This is a genomic window from Streptomyces sp. GD-15H, from assembly GCF_045291515.1.
Lineage (GTDB): Bacteria > Actinomycetota > Actinomycetes > Streptomycetales > Streptomycetaceae > Streptomyces.
On the sequence record NZ_CP149447.1, the window covers coordinates 8232423 to 8253869 of the forward strand.

Here is a 21447-nt window from a genome sequence, read left to right on the forward strand (position 1 = left end):
CCGTGCCGCGCACGACATGCACACCCCAGGGCCGAGCAGGACAGATTCCTCGTTCCGGCGGTGCCGGATGGCACCCTGGCTCGACCGGATCCGCGTGGTGAGGGTGCCAGTGGCGGCGGTGGTCACCGTGGTAGCCGCGGTCGTGACCGCGTGGTTCACCTGACCCGGGGCACAGCGCGCGAACGAGCGCCGACACGGCGGCCTCGGAGACTTGCCTGGCTTGTGAGGGATCCGTCCGCTGTCCCTCCGTTCCTCTCGGGCCGCGTCACGCGACGCGCCGGGTGCTTTGCTCGGGTGCTTCCTCCTCGTCCGGCAGTCGCACGTCGTCGACGGCGACGTTGACTTCCACGACCTCCAGACCGGTCATGCGTTCAATCGCGGTGATGACGTTGGTACGCACGTCCGAGGCGGTCTCTGCGATGGCTGCGCCGTAATGGACGACGAGGGCCAGGTCCACGGCGGCCTGGCGTTCACCGACCTCCACCTTCACCCCTTGGGTGATGCTGCTGCTCCCGCCGGGCACGCGTTCACGCATTGCTCCGAATGCCCGGGCCATACCCGCGCCGAGGTTGTAGACCTCGGGAACCTCCCGGGCGGCCATGCTCGCGATCTTCGCCACCACGGTGTCCGCGATGGTGGTGTTGCCGCGGTTCTCCGCGGGGATGTGGGTGCCGCTGCGGCCTTGCCGTGTCGTCTTCTCCTGCTCGTCCGGTGTGGCAGCGGTGGTGCTGTGCTGTGTGCTAACTGACATGACCGTCACCTCGATCAGCGTGGGACTTGACGAGCTGCCTCACCTCCAACGTAGAGCAATGAGGCCAATGGGGTGAAACGTGATGAATGGGATGAGGGTCCGCGATCGGATCGGCCGACGAGATCACCACCAGTCGGCCGACTCACGCGCCCACCGGGCCGCAGCAGGGTGCACCTCGTCACGCACCGCGTCCGTGGCGGTCAGTGGTGCGCCGAGCAGGATGCGGACCGCGCAGTTGAGCACCCGCCGGGAGGCGCGGCCTCCCGGAGTGGCCTGGCCATGTTCCTGCGGACCCCGGTGACGGGTCAGCCGGCCCGGACCCCGCTGCTCGCCCCGGGCACCGGGGCCCACCGGCCCGAGGACTCGGCCACACCCGGATGTCCTCCACAGTTGCAGCAGGTCAGTGGGCATCGGGTGAATCGTCAGGCACCGCAACGGGACGCAGCACGGTCAGGGAGTCTTCCTGACGGGCCACCATCGCGAAGGAGAACCTGTCGACTTCCAGGCAGAGGTCGACATCGTCCGGATGAACCCCCTGGTATCCGCGTCGCAGCCCGTCGGCGAGATCGCCGGCGGCCCGGGAAGTCCTCGCGCGCTGGAGATACGGTGCAACCCCGGCATCGCCCCCGGCGAGACGTTGACCAATGTATTCAGCGCAGGCCAGATCCTCATCGGCCCTGCCTTCCTCCCCGGTGACAACGAACGTCACCGGACCGCAACCCTCGGTCTGCAGGAACCGCGTTGTCGCACCGGCCACCACGAAACTCGCGCACAGGACCAGCGGCGCGCTCGCGACGGCCAGCGCACCGACGGTTCCTGCCGTCGTCTTCTGCACCACCGTGCGGCCAGCCAGATCGAACGACCTGAGCAGAGCAGGTGAGTTCACCGCGTCGAAGCCTGCTGCCGGAGCACCGTCCTTCAGAGCCAGCCAGCCCGGACGACTCTCCTTCAAGGCCAGTGCCTCCTCCTCCGAAGAGGCCAGGACGATTCCCTCGGCGCCGCGCGAGAAGGCCCATGCGGCCACAGTGAAGGCGCGCATCATGTCGACGACGACTGCAACACACGGAACGTCAGTCAGTTCCGGAATGCCGACGAAGCGATTGCTCATCTCGCCATTCTCGCTGAGGCTCGCAACGCTCATGCCAAGGGTCGGACGCCAGTCGTGTCCCACGGCGGCCCACGGATGGAGTGCCTTGCGGTGAGGTGGCGGCAACTCACGGGGCGGTTCCCCTGCCGTTGGCGCTGAAGCAGCACATACCCACCATGGACAAAGTCGCCGGCCGCCTCGTCCGTGGACCTGAAGCCGATGGCCACGGTACCGACGGGGACCACGCCGGCGAGCGACTGCGGCACGCGGCCGACGACGTGCCCGATGAGCACGGAGCCTCGGTGGAGACGGACGCCGCGGACCCGATGACGGTGCCGCCAACGGTCATCCTCAAGACGCCCGGGACGATACGGGCGAGGTGCTCGGAGCGTTCCGCGCCGCCACCGCCGAGGCCCGCGCTCCTCACGGCGCCGAAGACGTGGACGAAGAGCAGCAGGACGATCGGCGTGAGCAGCGGATTCAGGGTGAGGGGCAAGTAGCGCCGCGCGCGCGGCAGACTGCGGCGCAGCATTGTGTTCGAGTCGCGTACGGCGAGGGAGAGGGCGCTCATTCTGTGCGTTGATGGTCAGGGGTCAGCCCTGAGAGCGCCGTTTCGGGTGAGTATTGGATGTAATGGATTGCTGCTCTCCTGCGCTCGGAAGAGGTTGAGTATGGCAATGGTGTGCAGGCCCGGCATTCTGACGGCGACGGTCGGCGACGGTGCCCGTACGCGGGCTGTGGAGCACGTGTGCGAGGGCGCCCTCGGCCATGACTGACGACGCTGCGGAACCCCCCGTTTCGCCGGTCAGTTCGCACAATGAGTGGGACCCGCTCGAGGAGATCATCGTCGGGCGTCTCGACAGCGCGACGATTCCCTCCCACCACCCAGTCGTGAGCTGCAACATCCCGCCATGGGCGGCGCGGATGCAGGGGCTTGCCGCCGGCTTCAGGTACCCGCGCATACTGATCGAGCGGGCCCAGCATGAGCTCGATCAGTTCGTCTCGCTCCTGCAGTCCCTCGGTGTCACGGTCAGGCGCCCGGACGCGGTCGACCACAGGCGGCGTTTCGGCACCCCCGACTGGTCATCGCGGGGGTTCTGCAACACCTGTCCGCGTGACAGCATGCTCGTGATCGGCGACCAGATCATCGAGACCCCGATGGCATGGCCGTGCCGCTACTTCGAGACCCACTCCTATCGCCCGGTCCTCAAGGACTACTTCCGGCGCGGCGCGCGATGGACAGCGGCACCGAAGCCGCAGCTCACCGACGCACTGTTCGAGAGGGATTTCCGTACCCCCAAGGCCGACGAGCCCATGCGCTACGTCCTCACCGAGTTCGAGCCGGTGTTCGACGCGGCGGATTTCGTGCGCGCGGGACGCGACCTGTTCGTCACTCGGAGCAATGTCACCAACCGCATGGGCATCGACTGGCTGCGCCGCCATCTCGGATCCGGCTACCGCATCCACGAGATCGAGAGCCGCTGCCGCACGCCCATGCACATCGACACGACGTTCCTCCTGCTCGCGCCCGGCAAGGCACTGGTCAATCCCGAATACATCGACGTCGACCGCCTGCCCGACGTCCTGAAATCGTGGGACATCCTGATCGCCCCCGAGCCCAATCCGATCCACGATCCCCTGCTCAAGATCACCTCGATGTGCGGCAAATGGCTCAGCATGAACGTGCTCATGGTCGACGAAAAACGGGTGATCACAGAGCGGCACCACACCGGCATGCTGCGCGCACTCGAACAATGGGGGTTCGAACCGATCCCGTGCAACCTGTTGCACTACGCGCCGTTCGGCGGTTCGTTCCACTGCGCGACACTCGATATCCGGCGTCGCGGCACGCTCGAATCCTATTTCGACTGATCCGGCCGCCGATGGCGAGCGGGGCCCGCCAACTGGTCATGCGGCAGTTCGCGGGCGGTCACGAGCTGACGGTCGGGCGGATCGCCGAGCGGTGCCGCCTCAAGCCGTCGACCGCGTCCGATATGTCCGGCGGTATCTCGCCCAGCGACCCTCGGGCGACGTACGGGACAGCCGGTGGAGGCATTCGCTCATGAACTGGGGCCATGAACCGCTGGCACGACATGCGGCGGAATGGTGACGTGCGGCTCGACAGTGCGGCTCACCCCGGGGTCGTCATTGCCGACGGACGAGGCGGGCACGGCGGCAGGACGCGGCCCGGTTGGATGAGCCGGCGGTCGTGACCGTCCCCGGACCATGGCCTGAGCCGTCTCGATCACCGGGTGGCGAGTACCAGTCGGAGGCCCGTCTACAGGCGGATGACGACCAAGGCGACGTCGTCGAGTCCGCCGTCGGCTACGCCGAGGCGGGTGAGCAGGACGTCGGCCAGGCGCTCAGGGCTCAGATGGGTGTGGCGGGCGAGGGCGTCGGTGAGGCGGTGCAGCCCGGCGTCGATATCCTCCCCGCGGCGTTCGATGAGCCCGTCGGTGTAGAGCACGAGGGTGTCGCCCGGGGTGTAGGGCACCGTGGCCCGGGCGCGTGGATCCTGGTCGACTACGACGCCCAACGGTGGCTCGGTGGCCTGGTCGAGCAGGACGACCGAGCCGTCCGCCCGGGAGAGGACGGGCGGGGGGTGGCCGGCGCTGGTGTAGGTGATGCGCTGATGGCGGGTGTCGATGACGGCTTTGGCCGCGGTTGTTGCCAGCGCGCCCTCGAAGCTGCGGGCGTACCGGCTCAGGACGTCCATGGCTGTGCCGGGTTCGTGGATGGCGCGCACGGCTGCGGACAGGGCGCTTCGGAGCATGCCCATGACGGCGGCGGCCTCCAGGCCGTGGCCGACCACGTCGCCGACCGCCACGCTGTACGTGTCCTCGGACAGATCCACCACGTCGTACCAGTCGCCGCAGACGTTGAGTGAGCTAGCGGCGGGCATGTAACGTACGGCGATCTCCCGGTGTGCGGCCAGGTCCGGGGAGTGCAGCATGGCCTCTTGCAGGGTGAGGGCAATGTGGCGCTCCCGGGCGTGTGCGTCGCGGAGTTCCTCGTTGAGGCGCTGGAGTTCCTGCGCTCGTGCGTACAGTTCGGACTCCAGCGCCGCGTGTTCACCCGCCGGATCCTCCGGTCTCGAGCGGGGGCGGGTCAGTACGAACTCGGTCATGTCCTCCACCCGGTGGAGGAGCCATTCCACCTGCCCGTCAGGTCCGAGGAGGGGTGTGTTGATGGGCGACCACCACTTCGTCTGGAACACTCCGGGACGTCCGGACACCGGGACGTCGTACTTCTGCACCGCCATCGTGTCCGGTTCTTTCGACCGCAGAACCCGCTGCAAGGAGGCGTTCAGATTGCGCACCCCGTCGGCGTCCGGATCCGCCGGATTGTCGGGGTGAACCTCAAAGAGGTACCGACCGATCATCTCCTCTCGGGTCCGGCCTGTGACCCGGAGATACGCCTCGTTGACGTCGGCGACCACCAAGTCGGGGTCCAGTACCAGGTACGGGCTGGGCGTCACAGCGAACAGCGCCTGGTAATCGATCCGTGGTGTGGTCACACGCGCTCTCCTGTCACGTCCACAGGTCTCCGTCCCCCAGCCTCAACTATGCCTCGGGCCTGAAGCGGCGACCTGCCACCCCGCGGAGGCGGGCAGCAGCGTCGCCCATGGTTCTGCCCCGGCGACGCCCGGGAGGCGGGTCGCCCGGAGGCCACAGGGCACCGCAGTCGTGTTTGACGTGCGGCTTTCGTGGCACTTGGTGCGGGCATCCTTCGGTGGCTCGGGGCGTCGTCGGGCGCGGTGGGCAGGGGCTGCGGCATGCGCCTCCCCTGCCCAAGCGGTTGGTGGCGGGAACGGAAGGATCGGCGATGGCGACCGTCGGCATAGAAGAGGAGTACCTGCTGGTCGACCCGATCACCGGTCGGCTGGCTCCGCACGCGGAAAGGGTCAGGGCCGCGGCAGGACTGCAGCCCTTCGTCGCCGGGGAAGAGATCCAGCCGGAGATTTCGCAGGCGCAGATCGAGGTGGCGACGCCCGTATGCGCCACGCTGGAGGAGGTCGGTGGCCACCTGCTGCGGCTGCGGCATGCCGTGGCCGGTGCGGCGGAGAAGAGCGGCTGCCGGATCATGGCCAGCGGCACGCCGCCGTTCCGCGAGGACGCACCCGTGCCGATCACCGACCAGACCCGTTACAAAGCGATGCAGCGACAGGCTCCGCGGCTGGTGGCGGAGCAGATGATCAATGGCATGCACGTGCACGTGGCCGTCCCCGACCGACGGATGGGGACGGAGGTCTTGAACCGGATCCGGGTGTGGTTGCCGTCCCTGACCGCCATGGCGGCGAACTCACCGCTGTGGGAGGGACAGGACACCGGCTTCGCCAGCTGGCGCACCGTCGTCTTCGGCCGATGGCCGGTCAGCGGCATCCCGCCGCGCTTCGCCGACGCGGCGGACTACGACGCACGGGTGCGGCGACTGCTGTCGACCGGGGTGATCAACGACACCGGTCAGTTGTACTGGCAAATCCGACTGTCCGAGAACTACCCCACAGTCGAGGTCCGTTGCATGGACGTGCAGCTGCGCACGGACGACGCGGTCATGCTCGCCGGCCTGACACGGGCGCTGGCCGATACCGCGCTGCGCGAAGTGAGGTCGGGCCGTCCGCCGACGGAGTCCGCTCCGGAGATGATGCGGGTGGCGATGTGGCAAGCAGCACGCCATGGGCTGAGCGGAGACCTGATCGACCCGACCGGCCGGCGTCGGCGCGCGGGTGATGTGGTGTATGGGCTGCTGGACCACGTCGGTCCTGCGCTGGATGCGGCCGGTGACACTCGCGAGGTGACCTCACTTGTCCACCGTCTGCTGCAACAGGGGACAGGCGCGGACAAGCAGCGCCAGGCCCTCGCCGAAGGCGGTCTCGACGCCGTCGTTGAGATGGTCGTCGAAGTCGGCGGCACGCCTTGACGGGCGCTTCCTGCCTGACAGCCGAGGCGCGTCGGAGCACGTCCCACCGTCGCAGTGGTGGGTAACGCGTCGGCGGCGGATGGAAGGCACTCGGCTGAAGCGTGAGGCAGAAGGCCGCGATCATGCAGGCTTGGGGCGGCCTGCCGACGTGGGGGCTCGTGCGGCGAGGGAGAGGACTGCTTGCGAGTGACGGCCCGGACGGCGTGGTGGAGGCCATCGGAAGTCACGCAGGGCCCTGTATTTCAACCCCACCAGTACCGAGGCAAGTGGCAAGGGAAACGCCTCCGCGCGAACCACCGGCCGACGACGAGTCCGATGAGAAGGCCGAGCAGGACCGGACGTGCCCGCGTCCCGTCGTCGCAGCGGCCGGGCCGGCGTTCCCCTCTCACTCCGTGGGGATGTTGACGAACGGCCTCCGCAGCGGGTGGCGAGGTCGCCTCCGCCTGTCCGGACAGCTCCAGGGTGATGCGTTCCCAGACCTGCTCCGGGGGCGCGGTCAGTAGATCCGACGTGTCGATGCTGCGTGCGGCGGTCACCACGCGAGTCAGCCGGGCCAGTTCATCCTGGCAGCGGGGACACACGGCGATGTGCCGGAATGCGCTGAGGTCGTTGCGTGAAACAGCGTTGCCCAAGGCCAGTTCCACCAGGTGCGCGGGCTCGACGTGGGCCACCGTACCCTCCCGTATCTCTTACTTCACGGGCCTCGATACCTGTGGGAGCAGGGCTCACACCGGGGCGATCACCCGCCTCACGCAGGAAGTGGCTCCGCCGTGACGACCAGGTTGGCCAGGTAGCCTCCGCGCTCGGGAACGAAGGGAGGCGCGCAGGTGACGAGTGTGAGGACCGGGTCGCCCGTCCGGCGGAAGGTGGAGGACGGCAGTTCGTTCTTCGGCATCGTCGAACGTGAGACGACGCGGTAGACGACCGGCTCCGCGCCGGCGCGTCGCACCTCGACCTCGTCGCCGGTGTGTACGTCGTACAGTGCGGCGAACTCGCCGAGGTCGCCGGTGTCGCTGTCCACATGTCCGACGAGCACGGCCGACCCCCGTGTACTTCCAGGTGCCGGGCCGAAGCGGTACCAGCCGGCCACGGCAGCGTCCGCGGGAACCACCATGGCGCCCTGTCCGGTCACGCCCACCGGTCGGATGCGGGCGTCGAGGCCGACGTCGCGCACCAGGACGCGCTGAGGTGGCGGGTCCTGGTGCGCGATGTCGGCGTGTGGCCCCGTGCCGCTCGGCAGCCCGGCCGCCGCAGCCTCCCGCACCGGAGCTGCGGGTCCGAAGTCGGGCGGGAGCGAGGCCGGGTCCGACGTCGCGCCCGGCAGGCTGAGCACGACTGCCAGAGCGGCAGACACGACGGCCGGACCGATCAGGCGTCGTGCTGTGTCAGACACGCCGACCCGCGACTCGACGGGCCACCAGGACGCCCGTGACCGTCACCGCCCCGGCCGCGGCGGCCCAGGCCAGCCACTGGTCGGAGGAGTTCGGGGTGACAGCGGCACCGTTGCCGCCCGCGCCGACGGCGTTGGGCGCCGATTCCATGCCACTCAACGTCTGCGTCGCCAGGGCCAGGTTCTCGTCCTCGGCGCTGCCCCAGGCATAGACGATGTTGCTCGTCCCTTCCTCGAGGTTCAGGTCGGCCGGACCGATGGCCACGGTGTCTGTACCGGCGAGCACGACGTCGGCGCTCACCGTGCCGGCGTCGACCTCCGCGGTGTCCTCCTCGGGGTTCTCCAGGCCGGTGAAGAGCGGCTGTCCGCCCGCGCGGACGTCGACCGCCGGAGCGGCCGCGACGTGACGAACCGTCAGGCGGGCCCCACCGGCATCGACCTGCGAGACGTCATTGACGAAGGCCGTCAGTTGGGGTTCACCGTCGGCGGTGAGATGGGCGGCGATCGTGGCGTTCGCACCCTCGGGCACCTTGATCTCCTTCTGCAGGGCCGGAGCGCCGTCGGGGCCTTGGCCCGCTTCGAAGATCTGGATGTCGTAGGTCCCGGCGTCGAGAGCCTGCGGGTCGGCCACCGTGCCGGGCTCGAAGTCGCCGAGGAGTTCGTCGCCGTTGGCGTAGACGTCGACCGTCATCCCGGGAATGCCGTGAAAGACGGACACCATGGCCTTGTCCTGCTCGTTGGCTGGAACCGCCATGGCGGGCACGGTGACACCGAGGGCCAGGGCACAAGCGCCGGCCGAGGCAGCGACGGCGAGGAGGGTCCGTGAGGTCATGGGGATCATCCCTTCGAGTGGAGTCTCGGTGGTGTTTCGTGCGTCGGCACCGCCGTGGATGCGCGAGCGGCACTCCTTGTTCGACACGCCTACGCGGCCGTCTCGGAGGAGCGACTCTGTTCGAGCGCCCCGCGCAACCGGTGCAGGCCGCGGCGGGCGTGACTCTTGACGGTGCCCAAGGGCATTCCGGTCCGTTCCGCGATCTGGGCCTGGGTCAGGTCCTCGAAGAAGGCCATGCACAGTACGTCCTGCTGGGGCCGGGGCAGCCGGGACAGTTCATCGGCCAGCAGCACCCGGTCCAGGACGTCCTCCGGCACCGCGTCCTTCCGCGCGAAGGCGTCGGCACTGTGGGCGGCCGAGTCCATGAGCGTCAGTCGTCGTGTCCGGGCGGCCAGCGCGTCGACGATCTTGCGGCGGGTGATGCCGACGAGCCAGGCGCCGAGGGGGCCCCGCTCCGGACGGAATCCGGCCCGTCCGCGCCAGGCGCCGAGGAACACCTGCTGAGTCACGTCTTCGGCCTCGTGGGGGTCACCGAGCGACCGGGTGGCCATGGTGTGGACCAGGGGTCCCCAGCGCAGGTAGATCGCCGCGAACGCGTAGTCGTCGGCGGCACGCAGTCCACGGGCCAGTTCGTCCTCGTGCCGCGTTTCGTCCACGGGCGCGGCGAGGCTGCTGATGGTTCGCGTGTTCGTGCTCATGGCCTGGTTCCTCCTGCCGTGCGTCATGTGAGGGAGGCGGAAGGGCGTCCGCTGACCGCACTGGTCGCCGCGGACCGTTAGGGCCGTCGCATGCCTTCCAGTGTTGTGAGGCATAAACGATGCGAGCAACCCGCGTCGTTTATGCGTCGTACAGTGGGCTCATGGGCGTGAGCAAACCCGACGGTGACGGCCGGGACGACGAAGACACGCGGCGCGGCGGAGGGCTGACCACCGGCGAGGTGGCCAGACGGCTCGGGGTGGCACCCACCACGGTCCGCACGTGGGACCGCCGCTACGGCCTCGGCCCCGACGCGCACACCGGTGGCCGGCACCGCCGCTGGACCGCCAGGGACGTGGCGCGGCTGGAGCGGATGTGCGCCCTGACGGCGACCGGACTGTCACCCGCCGAGGCCGCGCGCCTGGCGCGCAGCGACGCGCCGCTGGACGCCGGCCCGGCCCGTCGGGGCGCCGCTCTGCGACCGTCGGCCCGCGGGCCCAGCGGGGCAGACAGTGACCTTCGGCTCGGGGACGTCCGTCAGGAGTGCAAGGGGATCGTCCGTGCCGCGCTGCGCCTGGACACCGCCACTCTGGACGAGCTGCTGCTCGAGGCGATCGCCGAGTACGGCGTGGTTGCCGCCTGGACCGAGGTGATCATGCCTACGCTGCAGGCGGTCGGCCGCAAGTGGGAGAACTCGGGCGAGAAGTACGTGGAGGTCGAGCACTTCCTGTCCTGGCACGTTTCCGGTGCGCTGCGTCGCAGCGCACCTCCCGTGGTCGTCGACCGCCCGGGCGCCACCACGGTGCTCGCCTGCGTGCCGGGTGAGAACCACACACTGCCGCTGGAGGCACTGGCCGTCGCACTGGCCGAACGCGGTCTTCCGGTGCGTATGTTCGGTGGCGCCCTGCCCGTTCGAGTCACTCGTCGAGGCCGTGCGGAGAACGGGGCCGGTCGCGGTGGGGCTGTGGTCCCAGTCCCGTGCCACCGCCAGCCGGCCACTGGCGCAGCACGTGGCCGCGATGGAGTGGGGGGTGCGGGGTGCTCGTCGACGGCCGGTCGTCCTGGCGCTGGGGCCTGGCTGGACCGGGCAGGACATGCCCGGTCTGTCGCGTCCGTCGGGACTCGCGGAGGCGGTCGCGGTGGTGGAGTCGGTGGTGTCGGAGTGACAGGTCACTGTCGTTGGCGCACTCGGCTGTGGTGGCGCCTGGAATTCGCCGTCGTGACGTGATCCGCTGGACGCGCAATGCCTGCGCCGGGACCCGGCGACCAGTGCGTGGCGGACTGCGTGAGGCGTCTGCGTGCTGCTCTACGAAGCTGTGCTCCGGGTACTGGCTTACGCGAGCGAGCCGGAGGACGAGTCCACACCCCGCCCAACCGGTGCTCGCGCCGACAGAGGAGGACCATGACCGCCCATCACCGCGGGGCACCGGACACCGTCGTGGTCGGTGCCGGTCTCGCCGGTCTCGCCTGCGCAGGGGACCTGTGTCGTGGGGGACGCCGGGTGGCTCTGCTGGAGGCGTCCGACGGGCCGGGCGGCCGAATGCGAACAGACCGGCGGGACGGCTTCCTACTGGATCGCGGCTTCCAGGTGTTCAACACCTCCTATCCTCAGGTGAAGCGGCGGCTGGACCTTCGGAGTCTTCGGCTGCGGCCGTTCACCCCTGGATTCGTGGCACACACCCCGAGCGGGCCGGTTCGCCTCGTCGATCCGACCCGGAGGCCGAGCGCGGCGGGAGCCCTGCTGCCTGGGCGGGCCCTCGCGGCTCGCGACCTGGCCGCGTGGGCGGCGCTCACCGCGCAGGACGCTCTGCTGCCCGTGGCCCTGCTCAAAAGACGTCCGGACCGCGCCACCTCGGCCGCCCTGTCCCGCGCGGGGTTGTCGGACGCGGCGGTGGACCACATTCTGCGGCCGTTCCTGTCCGGTGTGTTCCTGGAGGATCGTTTGGAGACCTCCGCCCGCTTCTTCCACCTGGTCTGGCGGAGCATGGTCCGAGGGACCCTTTGCCTGCCCGCCGACGGCACCGGCGCGGTGCCCGCACAACTGGCCGAAGGTCTGCCCGACGGCATCCTGCGGCTGGAGACGCCGGTTGCCGAGGTCACCGCTTCGGGAGTGCTGCTGACGGACGGCAGTGAGGTGCCGGCCGCGACCGTCGTGGTCGCGACCGACGCCGTCACAGCGGCCCGACTGCTGCCGGGCCTGCCCGTGCCGGACGGACGTACGGTCACCACGTACTACCACGCGGTCGACAGCACGCCGATGGCGGAACCGACGCTGATGGCGGACAGCACCGGGACAGTGCTGAACACCTGTGTACTGACCGAAGTCGCCCCTACCTACGCACCGCCCGGTACCGCGCTGGTCTCCAGCTCCGTGCTGGGCAGGGACGAGCCCGGTACGAGCGACGCCGTGCTGCGACGCCTGGCTGATCTGTACGGAACCGACACGAGCGGCTGGCAGCAGATCGCCGCGTACACCGTCGAGGGGGCGCTGCCCGCGATGCTGCCGCCCTGGCCGCTCAGTCTCACGACCCGCTTCGGACCGGGGAGGTATGTGTGCGGTGACCACCGCGCGACCGGCTCGGTCCAGGGGGCCCTGGCGTCGGGTACGCGCGCCGCCCGGGAGGTACTGGCCGACTCGGCGCCTGGCTGATGCCACGCCGGCCGGTATCGACCGCATCCATGGGCAGCCGGCGCCCTGAAGAGATGCCGACTGGAAGAGACTCGTCGACCTGGTGCTCGGGGTGAACGTGGACGTCAACGGTGCGCGTGTTCTGGTGGCCGGGGCCACCGGTGTTCTCGGTGGTGCGATCACCGCCGAACTGGCCGGCCGAGGCGCGCGTCCGGCCCTCGCCGGACGCGACCCGGCCCGGCTGGCCCGCGCCGCCCAGGCGTACTCCAGTGCTCCGACCATCCCGTTCGACGCCTACGACGCCGACTCATGCGCCCGCGCCGTGCTCGATGCCTCGACTGCCCTCGGCGGCCTGGACGCCGTGGTGACGGCGTTCGGCTCAGTGGCCTTCGGCCGGGCGTACGAGGTCGGAGACGAGGTCGCGGAGTACCTGATGGCGGTCAACTTCCTTGCACCCGTCGCGTTCTGCCGGGCCGCGCTCGGCGTCATGCGACCCGGTTCGGTGCTCGCCGCCGTCACCGGAGCCGTTGTGGAGCGCCCGCAGGCGGGAATGGCCGACTACAGCGCCTCCAAGGCCGCGCTGAGTGCCTGGCTCGACGCCGTACGCCGCGAGGCACGGGGCGCAGGCATCCGGGTGCTGGACATCCGGCCGGGGCACCTGGACACCGGTTTCGCCGACCGACCCGTGGCAGGTGAGGCGCCGCCGATGCCTGCGGGAGGGGACCCGCGCCAGGTCGCCGTAGCCGTCGCGGAAGCGCTGGCGACAGAGGCCGAGCTCCTGCGTACGGCATCGGACGGAACCACGGTCGTCGAACGGCGGGCCCGGTGAGCCGACGCCCCGCACTTCCCGCCGACACATCCGATGTGCTCATCGTCGGCGGCGGCGCGGCCGGCCTCAGCCTCGCGTACCGGCTGACCGAGACCGGCACCACCACTGTGACCGTCATCGAACCGCCGGAGGGACCGACGCGCCCGCCCGAGCGAACCTGGTGTTACTGGGACCAGGACACCGGCGACTTCGATGAAGTGATCACCGCCTCTTGGTGCAAGCTGCGCGTCCGCGGTACCGACGGCAGCGAGGTCACCGTCGACCCGGCCCCGCTGCGCTATCGCATGCTGCGGTCCGCACCGTTCGAGCGTGTGGTGCACTCCCGGTTGGCTCGCTCTCCCGGCGGGCACATGGTGCGCGCGACAGCGGACACGGTGCGCGACGTGTCCGACGGTGCGGAAGTGCGTTGCACGGCACCCGACGGGCGGACACTGACGCTGCGCGCCCGCCACGTGTTCGACTCCCGCCCGTTGCGCGCCCTGCCGCCGGCCCGGACGCACCTGCTGCAGCACTTCCGCGGTTGGTTCGTGCGCACGGACGCGGACCGATTCGATCCTGCGGTCGTCGACCTGATGGACTTCCGAGTGCCGCAGCCGCGTCACGGGCTCGCTTTCGGCTATGTTCTCCCCCTGGCGCCGGACCGCGCGCTCGTCGAGTACACCGAGTTCTCCCGGACGCCGCTGACCACCGAGGCGTACGAGGCGGCGCTCGGTCGCTACAGCCGAGAGATCCTGGGCCTCGGTGCACTCACGGTGGAAGCGGCGGAGCAGGGGGTGATCCCCATGACCGACGCGCGCTTCCCCCGGCGGGCCGGGTCCGCTGTCTTCCGTATCGGAGCGGCGGGCGGCGCCACCCGCCCCGCTACGGGCTACACCTTCGCCGCGGTGCAGCGGCAGAGCCGGGCCATCGCCGCAGCCCTGCGTGACGGGCGCGAGGCAGCAGTGCCCGCACCCCATGGGCGCCGTGCACTGGCCATGGACGCGGTCCTGCTGCGGGCCCTGGACACCGGACGGATCGACGGCCCCGACTTCTTCACCACCCTGTTCCGCCGGACGCCCCCGGAACGACTGCTGCGCTTCCTCGACGGCGCCACCTCACTCCCGGAGGAGTGGGGCATCGGACTGCGGACCCCGGTCGGCCCGATGCTCCGCACCGCCCTCGAGCTGCCCTTCCTGCCGCGCCGCGTCCGTCCCGCCCCACGAATCGGAGAGAGCCACCGATGACACTGCTGCGCGACCACGATTTGGCACGCGCTTTCGACCACGCGTCGCACACCTACGACCGCCTCACGGCTTTCAACCCCGGCTACCGCACCGATCTGCTCCGCTCGGCCCGCCGGCTCCGGCTGCCCGCAGGCGGAGCCGGACTGCACGTCCTGGATCTGGGCTGCGGCACCGGTACCTCTACCCGGGCCCTGCTGCGTGCCGCGCCCCGGGCCCGGATCACGGCCGTCGACGCCTCTTCGGGCATGCTGCGATGCGCACTGGCCAAACCCTGGCCCGCACGCGTGCGCTTCCTGCATCTGCCCGCCGAAGAAGTGGTGACGGCCGGGGAAGGCCCGTTCGACGCGATGTTCGCCGCCTACCTGTTCCGCAACGTCACAGACCCAAACCGGGTCCTCACCGCCATCCGGGGTCTGTTGCGACCGGCTGGGCGCCTCGCCGTCCACGAGTACAGCCTCAGCGGCTCACCGGTGCACCGCGCCCTGTGGGCGGCCGTGTGCCACGGGGTCCTCGTCCCGGCGGGCACACTCACCGGCGACCGCGCCCTGTACCGCCACCTGTGGCAGAGCGTCCTCGCCTTCGACACCGCACCCGCCTTCGCCGACCGTCTGACGCGGGCCGGCTTCACAGGCGTGCGCGTCGCGCACGTCGCAGGCTGGCAGACCGGCATCGCGCACACGTTCCTCGCACGCAACGGCTCGACCACGGCAGGGGAGCGGACCCGGTGAGCGCCCGCTCGCACGGTGGTGCCCGGCGGGGCCGCGACCGCAAGGCCGAGGTCCTGATGCCCGCACCCGGCCGGGGCCGCTTCGAGCGGGAGGACGCGCCGTCGGTTGCCGTGATCGGGGGCGGAATCGCCGGTCTGGCCGCAACTACTCTGCTGGCCGAACGCGGCGCCCGTGTCACTCTCTACGAACGGGAGGAAGCACTCGGCGGCCGACTCGCCGGATGCCGGACCCACCTGGCCGACGGCTCCGCAGCGACCATGAGCCGCGGCTTCCACGCCTTCTTCCGTCAGTACTACAACCTGCGCGGCCTGCTGCGACGGACCGACCCTGATCTCGCACGGCTCACCTCACTGCCCGACTACCCTCTGCGGCACAGCGGCGGCCTGACCGACAGCTTCGCCCGTGTTCCGAGAACCCCGCCGTTCAGCGCACTCGGATTCGTCGCCCTGAGCCCCACCTTCGGCTGGCGTGACCTTGCCACCATGGACGCACGGGCGGCGCTGCCCCTCCTCGACGTCCGTGTGCCCGAGGTCTACGAACGCTTCGACGGCATCAGTGCGACGACGTTCCTGGAGGGCGTCCGCTTCCCCGAGGCGGCGCACCACCTCGCGTTCGAGGTGTTCTCGCGCAGTTTCTTCGCCGACCCGCGCGAACTGTCCGCCGCGGAGCTGCTGCTGATGTTTCACATCTACTTCCTCGGCTCGGCGGAGGGCCTGCTCTTCGATGTGCCGAACGACCCCTTCCCACAGGCGCTCTGGGAGCCGCTCGGCGACTACCTCCAGCGCCTCGGGGCGATCCTTCGCACCGGCACACCCGTGCATGGCGTCCAGCCCCACGGCGCCGGGGGAGTGGAAGTACAGACCGACACCGCCGTATACCCCCACGAGGCGGCGGTGCTCGCCCTCGATCCCGGCGCTCTGCGCCAGGTCGTCGCCGCGTCACCCGGCCTGGGCACCGCCCCCTGGCGCGACGACGTCGCCGCCCTGCGTACGGCACCGCCGTTCCTCGTCTCCCGGCTCTGGCTGGACCGGCCGGTCCGCGCCGACCGTCCCGGCTTCCTCGGCACCAGCGGGTACGGCGGACTGGACAACATCAGCGTCCTGGAACGCTACGAGGGCGAGGCCGCGCGCTGGGCCGCCCGGAACCGGGGCTCGGTGGTGGAGCTGCACGCCTACGCCCTCGATGCCGGCGCTGAACCGGAGAAAGTGCGGAGCATGCTCGTCGACCGTCTCCACGAGGTGTACCCGGAGACCCGCGAGGCGCGCATCGTCGACACCCGGCACGAGTGGCGCTCGGACTGCCCGCTCTTCCCCGTCGGCTCCCACCACCGGCGCCCCACCGTGCGGACACCCCACCCGTGGGTGACGCTGGCCGGCGACGCGATCCGCTGCGACCTCCCGGTCGCGCTCATGGAACGCGCCGCCACCACCGGCTTCCTCGCCGCCGGCGCACTGCTCGCCGCGTGGGGCGTCCGGGGAGAGGTGCTGTGGACGGTTCCTCGGGCGGGCCGTTCCCCCGCGCTGCGGGCCCTCGGCGCACTCGCGGGGCGTCGCGCGCACCCGTAACCGGCGAGCTCACCCCGGGAACCGTCCGGTACTGCGCAGGGCCCAGCGACGCTCGGCATACGCCAGGTCGTCGCGCCACAGGCGCCCGGCCGTACGACGCATCAGCGGGCGCAGTACCGGGGCGGCGGCCCGGGCCAGCTCGAAGCCGCGCCGCCCGGAGGTGGCGACGACCGCCTCGACCACGGCAGTCAGCGGCTGTTCGTCGGCCTCACCGGTCAGCGGCGTGGCATGGGTCTCCACCACGGACGTCGCCCCCTCGCCGTCGGTGACGCGCATGACGACCGTGCGCGGATCGGGCGCGGTGAACTCGGCCCGCACCGGCACCACCAGGCGCCCCGCCACCCGGAAGGAGACGTCGACGACAAAGGCGTCGTCCTCGTTACCCTGCGGTTCCCCCACCACCGTCAAGTCGACGAACGAGTACGGATGGAACCACGAGCCGTGCCACGGATCGAGCCGGTTGGCGACGATGTCCTGCGCCTCGCACCGCCCCACCGCCGTGAAGACGGCGTCCACTCCGCTGCCCATGGCGGGACGTGCCAGGCACCACAGGACGATTCGAAGGCGCCTCACCGCCCACCGTGTCCAGACGCACCCAGACCAGCACCCCGTCGTCGTGCACGGGGTAGGGGCTCCAGCCGGCGGACGGACTACCGTCCAGGGCCAGTCCGTGCCAGTGACACACCAGCGTGCCGCAGACCACTCGGCTGTCCCGCAGAGGTGCCCCGAGGTGCGGGCAGGCGCCCGGACCCGCGTGCAGTCCTCCCGCGTCCGAGCGCCACAGCACGACCTCGACGCCACCCACCGTCCGGCCGCACGGGCGCCCACCCACGCGCACGTCCCGTGAGGCGCCGACCACGAACCAGTTGCCGGAGGGCCGTGCGGACGCCCGCTCGAGCGCTTCGGCGATCAAGGTCGGCCGCGCCTGCCGCCACGTCGGCGTCTGCGCTGCCCAGCCCGGGCCACGGCGCCGCCGCAACGGCGATGTCCAGCGCTTGTCCGCTCGGTCACTCACTGTCCTGCCCCTTCCCCTTGTGTGACGTACCGCCTGCCGCACGGGCCGGATGCGGCACGCGGTTGCGCCACCGAGCGCCGACCACCTGGACGGCACCCGCCGCGGCGGTGGCCGCGCGCCGAGCGCGGGACACCGCCGCACGGTGATGCAGCACGCTGTAATCGTGGTCCGCGATCGCGTCGAGGATGCCGCCGTACAACGTGAAGGCGGTGCGGATGCAGGGGCGCGCCCGAGGGTCGAGCATGGCGATGCCCGGCTCCGCCGACCGGTACACGTGCCGGGTCATCGCCTCGGCGGCGACGAGCGCCGCTCGGATCCTCGGGTCGCGCCGCCCCGTGCGCCGGCTCCACTCCAGCAGCGGCCTGTCCACGCCGTGAGCGGCGAGCAGGTCCGCCGGCAGGTAGACGCGGCCCCGGTCCAGGTCCTCACCCACGTCCCGCAGGAAGTTGGTGAGCTGGAACGCCACCCCGAGGGCCGCCGCGTGCGGCGCCGCCTCCTCGCGGGGTACGACTGTGCCCAGCACCGGGAGCATCTGCAGCCCGATCACCGCGGCCGAGCCGTGCATGTAGGCCCGCAGGTCGGCGTAGCTCGGATAGTCGGTGACGGTCAGGTCGGCACGCATCGAGGCCAGGAAGTCGGCGAACAGCGAGGGCTCGATGCGGAACCGGTCGGCGGTGTCGGCCACGGCCCGGACCACGGGCTCCCTCCCGCCGCCAGTGCGCAGCTCGTGCGCGAGGTCGCTCTCCAGGCGCTTCAGCAGCCGGTCGCGCTCGTCGGAGGTACGGCGCCGGTCCAGGTCGTCCACGATGTCGTCCGCCCAGCGGGCGAACCCGTACAGCGCGTGTACGGCCGAGCGGCGTTCCAGCGGCAGCAGCCGAGTGGCCAGGAAATAGGTTCTGCCGTGGCGGGCGTTGAGCCGCCGGCACTGGGCGTAGGCGGCGCGGAGCGTGGGATCGGTGATCCCGGCGGCGTCCAGTTCACGACGGGTCATCGGCGCCTGCCGCGAACGGCGCGGACGGGACATTGGCACCGGCCGAAGCCGGCCGGTGCCGGGAGGGGCGGCGGCTGATGTCTGCGGTGACACCGGTGACGCGAGCGGCGGCGAGCTTGCCGCTGACGAGCACCGTCGGGATGCCGACGCCGGGGGTGGTCCCGCAGCCGGCGAGCACGACGTTGTCCAGCCCTCGTACAAGGTTGCGCGGACGGAAGGGGCCGGTCTGGGCGAACGTGTGGGAGACCGAGAAGGGACTGCCCGCCGCATGACCTTGTGCCGTCCAGTCCTGAGGGGTCACCAGCATCTCCTCGTCGATGCTGTCCGCGAAACCCTCCAGGCCCCGGCGCTCCAGCTCGGCGACCAGGCTGTCGCGGTAGCGCGGGCCCAGGTCCCGCCAGGCGGCGGCGGAAGGCCCGACGGTGGTGTTCGGACAGGGGGCCAGGACGTAGTGGAGGTGTCGGCCCGGCGGCGCCAGGGTGGCATCGTGTGCTGTAGGGCGGCTGATCAACAGGGACGGGTCGCTCATCAGCATCCCCGAGCGGGTGAGTTCGTCGAACGTGCGCTCCCATGCCGTGCCGAAGGAGAGTGTGTGATGGGCGAGACCGGGCCAGGTGCGGTCGGTCCCGGCGTGCAGGATCACCGCGGACGGTGAGTGACGCAGCCGTACCGGGCGCCGGGGTGCGCGTCCCAGGAGCCGGTGAGCGGCGGACAGTTCGCAGGTCAGCACCACCGCATCGCAGGCAATCCGCTCACCCGACGCCAGGCGTACTGCCGTGACCCGGCCCGCCGATCGCTCCAGTGCGCTCACTTCGGCCGACCATCGGAGGTCGGCGCCGGCGTCGGCCGCCGCCTCGGCCATGGCGCGGGGCAGCGCGTGCATGCCCCCCTTGGGGAACCAGACGCCGGCCACGGTGTCCATGTAGGCGATCACCGCGTAGGCCGCGAGGGCTCGGGCGGGGGCGACTCCGGCGTACAGGGCTTGGAAGGAGAAGACACGGCGCAGGCGGGGGTCGGAGAGGAAGCGGCCGATCTGGGCGTCCAGCCGTCCGAAGCCGCCGAGTGCCGCCAGACGCGCCAGGTCCGGATGCAGGAGCTGGAAGGGCGAGTCGAAGTTTGTGTCGATGAAGCGGCGCATCTGCGCCCGGTACAGCCGTTCCAGCCAGGTCCGCAGCCTGCGGTAGCCCGCCGCCTCCACCGGTCCGGCGAAGCGCCGCACCTCCGCCTCCATCGCCTCTCCGTCGGTGTGTACGCCGAGAGAGGTCCCGTCCGCGAAGCACGCCCGGTAGGCGGGGTGCAGGGCCACGAGCTCGACGCGGTGACGGAGGCTGTCGCCGACGGCTGCGAAGGCTTCGTCGACCAGCTGCGGCATGGTCAATACCGTGGGGCCGGTGTCCAACCGGTATGCGCCGAGTCGCATCCGACCGGCCCGGCCGCCGGGGACGGTGTCCCGTTCGAAGACGGTGACCCGCCTGCCTGCGCCCAGCAGGTGGAGGGCACAGGCGAGGCCGGACAGGCCGGCACCCACCACGACGACATGGTCGGTCTGTCCGGTTACCGTCCTCACATGCTCTCCTTCTTGCGGTCCGGGACGATGCCCGATGCCCGTTCGACCAGCGAGGCGAACTCCCCTCGCACTGCGGGTCCCGCACCGGTCCTTGCAAAGTGCCGCAGGCCGGCGGCCGCCAAGTCCTCGATCTTCGACTCCACCACGGCCCGCGCTCCGGTCCGCTCCAGTGCCGCCCGCATCCGCTCCACGGTGTCGTCGGACCGGGCTGCGGCGCCGGGGGCGAGCACGGCCGAGGCCTCCTCGTCCCTGCCGGCGTCGGCGAGCTTGAGGGCGACGGCGAGGAGGTAGGTGAGCTTGCGTGAACGCAGGTCGTCACCGGTCGGTTTGCCGGTCAGCTCGGGGTCGCCGAAGGCACCGAGGAGGTCGTCGCGGAGCTGGAAGGCCAGCCCCGCGCATCGGCCGGCGGAGCGCAACGATTCGACGGTCCACTCGTCGGCAGCGGCCAGCGAAGCGCCCAGCGCCAGTGGCCGCTCGACCGTGTACAAAGCGCTCTTGAGCGTGGCGATGGTCAACGCGTCGTCGACGCCGGACGAGCCGGTCGCCTGCGCGTGGATGTCGCGGTACTGACCGGCGACCATCTCACTGCGCATCGCCTGCCACTCGCGGTACAGCCGCGGGCCGTGCGGCGAGCCGAGTGCCGCCTCCGTCAGCAGATCGTCCGCCCACGCCAGCGCCAGATCACCGGCGAGTACCGCGGCGGAGGTCGCGAAGGACTCCGGCGAGCCGGTCATCCGTGCCGTGCGGTGCATACGGGCCAGGTCCACGTGCATCGCCGGCCCGCCCCGGCGCAGCGGCGACCCGTCCATCACGTCGTCGTGTATGAGAGCGCACGCCTGCAGCAGTTCAAGTGCGGCTCCCGTCCGCAGGAGCGCCGTGGCGTCGCCCGAGCCGCCCGCGGCCCGCCAGCCGCACCACGCGAACGCCGTGCGCAGCCGCTTCCCGCCACGCCGGACGAACGCGGTGACAGGACCGGCCACGTCGCGGGCGAACACCGCGTCCACTTCACCGGCCCGGCGCAGTCGCGCGTCGAGGACAGCTCCAAGGACCGTCTCGACGGCCCTGGTGGCATCCGCAGCGGTGAGCGGATCGTCGGCGAGTCCTGCCAGTTCGGCCACCGTCGGCCGTGGTCCAGGCATCTCAACCCCTTTCTCACTCTCGGTCACCTGCACACCAGTGCCTGCGCCGAGTGCCCCGGTGTGGATGCGCATGATTCATGCCCGG

18 protein-coding genes and 3 pseudogenes are annotated in these 21447 nt (G+C 70.9%); 8 read left to right on the forward strand and 13 right to left on the reverse strand.

Going from position 1 to position 21447, the window contains the following annotated elements:
• Positions 1-265: 265 nt before the first annotated feature.
• The 4 genes and pseudogenes from WJ438_RS39045 to WJ438_RS39060 all read right to left on the reverse strand — a co-directional run.
• Complete coding sequence (locus WJ438_RS39045) at positions 266-751, reverse strand: Asp23/Gls24 family envelope stress response protein (protein ID WP_406729328.1); 486 nt, start codon at positions 749-751, stop codon at positions 266-268.
• Between the two features lie 123 nt (positions 752-874).
• Positions 875-1162: a hypothetical protein gene (locus WJ438_RS39050; RefSeq protein WP_406729329.1), complete on the reverse strand. Its 288-nt coding sequence runs from the start codon at positions 1160-1162 to the stop codon at positions 875-877.
• Positions 1152-1859 (reverse strand): 2-phosphosulfolactate phosphatase, encoded by a 708-nt coding sequence (locus WJ438_RS39055; protein WP_406729947.1) that lies wholly within the window; start codon positions 1857-1859, stop codon positions 1152-1154. The genes WJ438_RS39050 and WJ438_RS39055 overlap by 11 nt, the downstream gene beginning before the upstream one ends.
• 170 nt (positions 1860-2029) lie before the next feature.
• Positions 2030-2409, reverse strand: a pseudogene (locus tag WJ438_RS39060) (ABC transporter permease); the annotation flags it as partial.
• A 197-nt stretch (positions 2410-2606) separates the two neighbouring features.
• On the opposite strand from WJ438_RS39060, the gene WJ438_RS39065 reads away from it, so the two are divergent.
• A complete protein-coding gene (locus tag WJ438_RS39065; protein WP_406729330.1) occupies positions 2607-3710 on the forward strand; it encodes an amidinotransferase in 1104 nt (367 codons plus the stop codon).
• 406 nt (positions 3711-4116) lie between these two features.
• Here WJ438_RS39065 and WJ438_RS39070 read toward each other — a convergent pair whose 3' ends face one another.
• Entirely contained in the window at positions 4117-5355 is a 1239-nt protein-coding gene (locus tag WJ438_RS39070) for a PP2C family protein-serine/threonine phosphatase (protein ID WP_406729331.1), read from the reverse strand.
• 308 nt (positions 5356-5663) lie between these two features.
• On the opposite strand from WJ438_RS39070, the gene WJ438_RS39075 reads away from it, so the two are divergent.
• The gene (locus WJ438_RS39075) at positions 5664-6758 is read left to right on the forward strand and encodes a glutamate--cysteine ligase (RefSeq protein ID WP_406729332.1); all 1095 of its coding nucleotides are present in this window, start codon (positions 5664-5666) and stop codon (positions 6756-6758) included.
• Positions 6759-7000: 242 nt separating this feature from the next.
• Here the strand turns inward: WJ438_RS39075 and WJ438_RS39080 are convergent, their stop codons facing one another.
• The 4 genes from WJ438_RS39080 to WJ438_RS39095 form a co-directional block, all read right to left on the reverse strand.
• The gene (locus WJ438_RS39080; protein ID WP_406729333.1) at positions 7001-7429 is read right to left on the reverse strand and encodes a hypothetical protein; all 429 of its coding nucleotides are present in this window, start codon (positions 7427-7429) and stop codon (positions 7001-7003) included.
• 77 nt (positions 7430-7506) lie between these two features.
• The gene (locus WJ438_RS39085) at positions 7507-8091 is read right to left on the reverse strand and encodes a class F sortase (protein ID WP_406729334.1); all 585 of its coding nucleotides are present in this window, start codon (positions 8089-8091) and stop codon (positions 7507-7509) included.
• A gap of 52 nt (positions 8092-8143) precedes the next feature.
• Positions 8144-8980: a DUF4397 domain-containing protein gene (locus WJ438_RS39090; protein ID WP_406729335.1), complete on the reverse strand. Its 837-nt coding sequence runs from the start codon at positions 8978-8980 to the stop codon at positions 8144-8146.
• A gap of 89 nt (positions 8981-9069) precedes the next feature.
• Positions 9070-9678 (reverse strand): RNA polymerase sigma factor, encoded by a 609-nt coding sequence (locus WJ438_RS39095; protein ID WP_406729336.1) that lies wholly within the window; start codon positions 9676-9678, stop codon positions 9070-9072.
• A gap of 161 nt (positions 9679-9839) precedes the next feature.
• Here WJ438_RS39095 and WJ438_RS39100 point away from each other — a divergent pair.
• The 6 genes and pseudogenes from WJ438_RS39100 to WJ438_RS39125 all read left to right on the forward strand — a co-directional run bounded on the left by WJ438_RS39100 (position 9840) and on the right by WJ438_RS39125 (position 16650).
• A pseudogene (locus WJ438_RS39100) lies at positions 9840-10842 on the forward strand (MerR family transcriptional regulator).
• A 236-nt stretch (positions 10843-11078) separates the two neighbouring features.
• On the forward strand, positions 11079-12326 hold the full coding sequence (locus WJ438_RS39105) for an NAD(P)/FAD-dependent oxidoreductase (protein ID WP_406729337.1): 1248 nt from the start codon (positions 11079-11081) through the stop codon (positions 12324-12326).
• Positions 12327-12408: 82 nt separating this feature from the next.
• Positions 12409-13134: an SDR family NAD(P)-dependent oxidoreductase gene (locus WJ438_RS39110; RefSeq protein ID WP_406729338.1), complete on the forward strand. Its 726-nt coding sequence runs from the start codon at positions 12409-12411 to the stop codon at positions 13132-13134.
• Positions 13131-14357, forward strand: a complete 1227-nt coding sequence (locus WJ438_RS39115; RefSeq protein ID WP_406729339.1) for a lycopene cyclase family protein — start codon at positions 13131-13133, stop codon at positions 14355-14357. Before WJ438_RS39110 ends, WJ438_RS39115 begins: the two co-directional genes overlap by 4 nt.
• Positions 14354-15085 (forward strand): class I SAM-dependent methyltransferase, encoded by a 732-nt coding sequence (locus WJ438_RS39120; protein ID WP_406729340.1) that lies wholly within the window; start codon positions 14354-14356, stop codon positions 15083-15085. The genes WJ438_RS39115 and WJ438_RS39120 overlap by 4 nt, the downstream gene beginning before the upstream one ends.
• A gap of 56 nt (positions 15086-15141) precedes the next feature.
• On the forward strand, positions 15142-16650 hold the full coding sequence (locus tag WJ438_RS39125; RefSeq protein WP_406729948.1) for an FAD-dependent oxidoreductase: 1509 nt from the start codon (positions 15142-15144) through the stop codon (positions 16648-16650).
• Between the two features lie 9 nt (positions 16651-16659).
• Here the strand turns inward: WJ438_RS39125 and WJ438_RS39130 are convergent.
• The 4 genes and pseudogenes from WJ438_RS39130 to WJ438_RS39145 form a co-directional block, all read right to left on the reverse strand.
• Positions 16660-17665, reverse strand: a pseudogene (locus WJ438_RS39130) (DUF5914 domain-containing protein).
• Positions 17658-18656 carry a phytoene/squalene synthase family protein gene (locus WJ438_RS39135; RefSeq protein WP_406729341.1) on the reverse strand — a complete coding sequence of 333 codons (999 nt, stop codon included), beginning with the start codon at positions 18654-18656 and terminating at the stop codon, positions 17658-17660. Before WJ438_RS39135 ends, WJ438_RS39130 begins: the two are co-directional and overlap by 8 nt.
• Entirely contained in the window at positions 18643-20223 is a 1581-nt protein-coding gene (crtI, locus tag WJ438_RS39140) for a phytoene desaturase family protein (RefSeq protein ID WP_406729342.1), read from the reverse strand. Before crtI ends, WJ438_RS39135 begins: the two co-directional genes overlap by 14 nt.
• Positions 20220-21362: a polyprenyl synthetase family protein gene (locus WJ438_RS39145; protein WP_406729343.1), complete on the reverse strand. Its 1143-nt coding sequence runs from the start codon at positions 21360-21362 to the stop codon at positions 20220-20222. The genes crtI and WJ438_RS39145 overlap by 4 nt, the downstream gene beginning before the upstream one ends.
• Between the last annotated feature and the right edge of the window lie 85 nt (positions 21363-21447).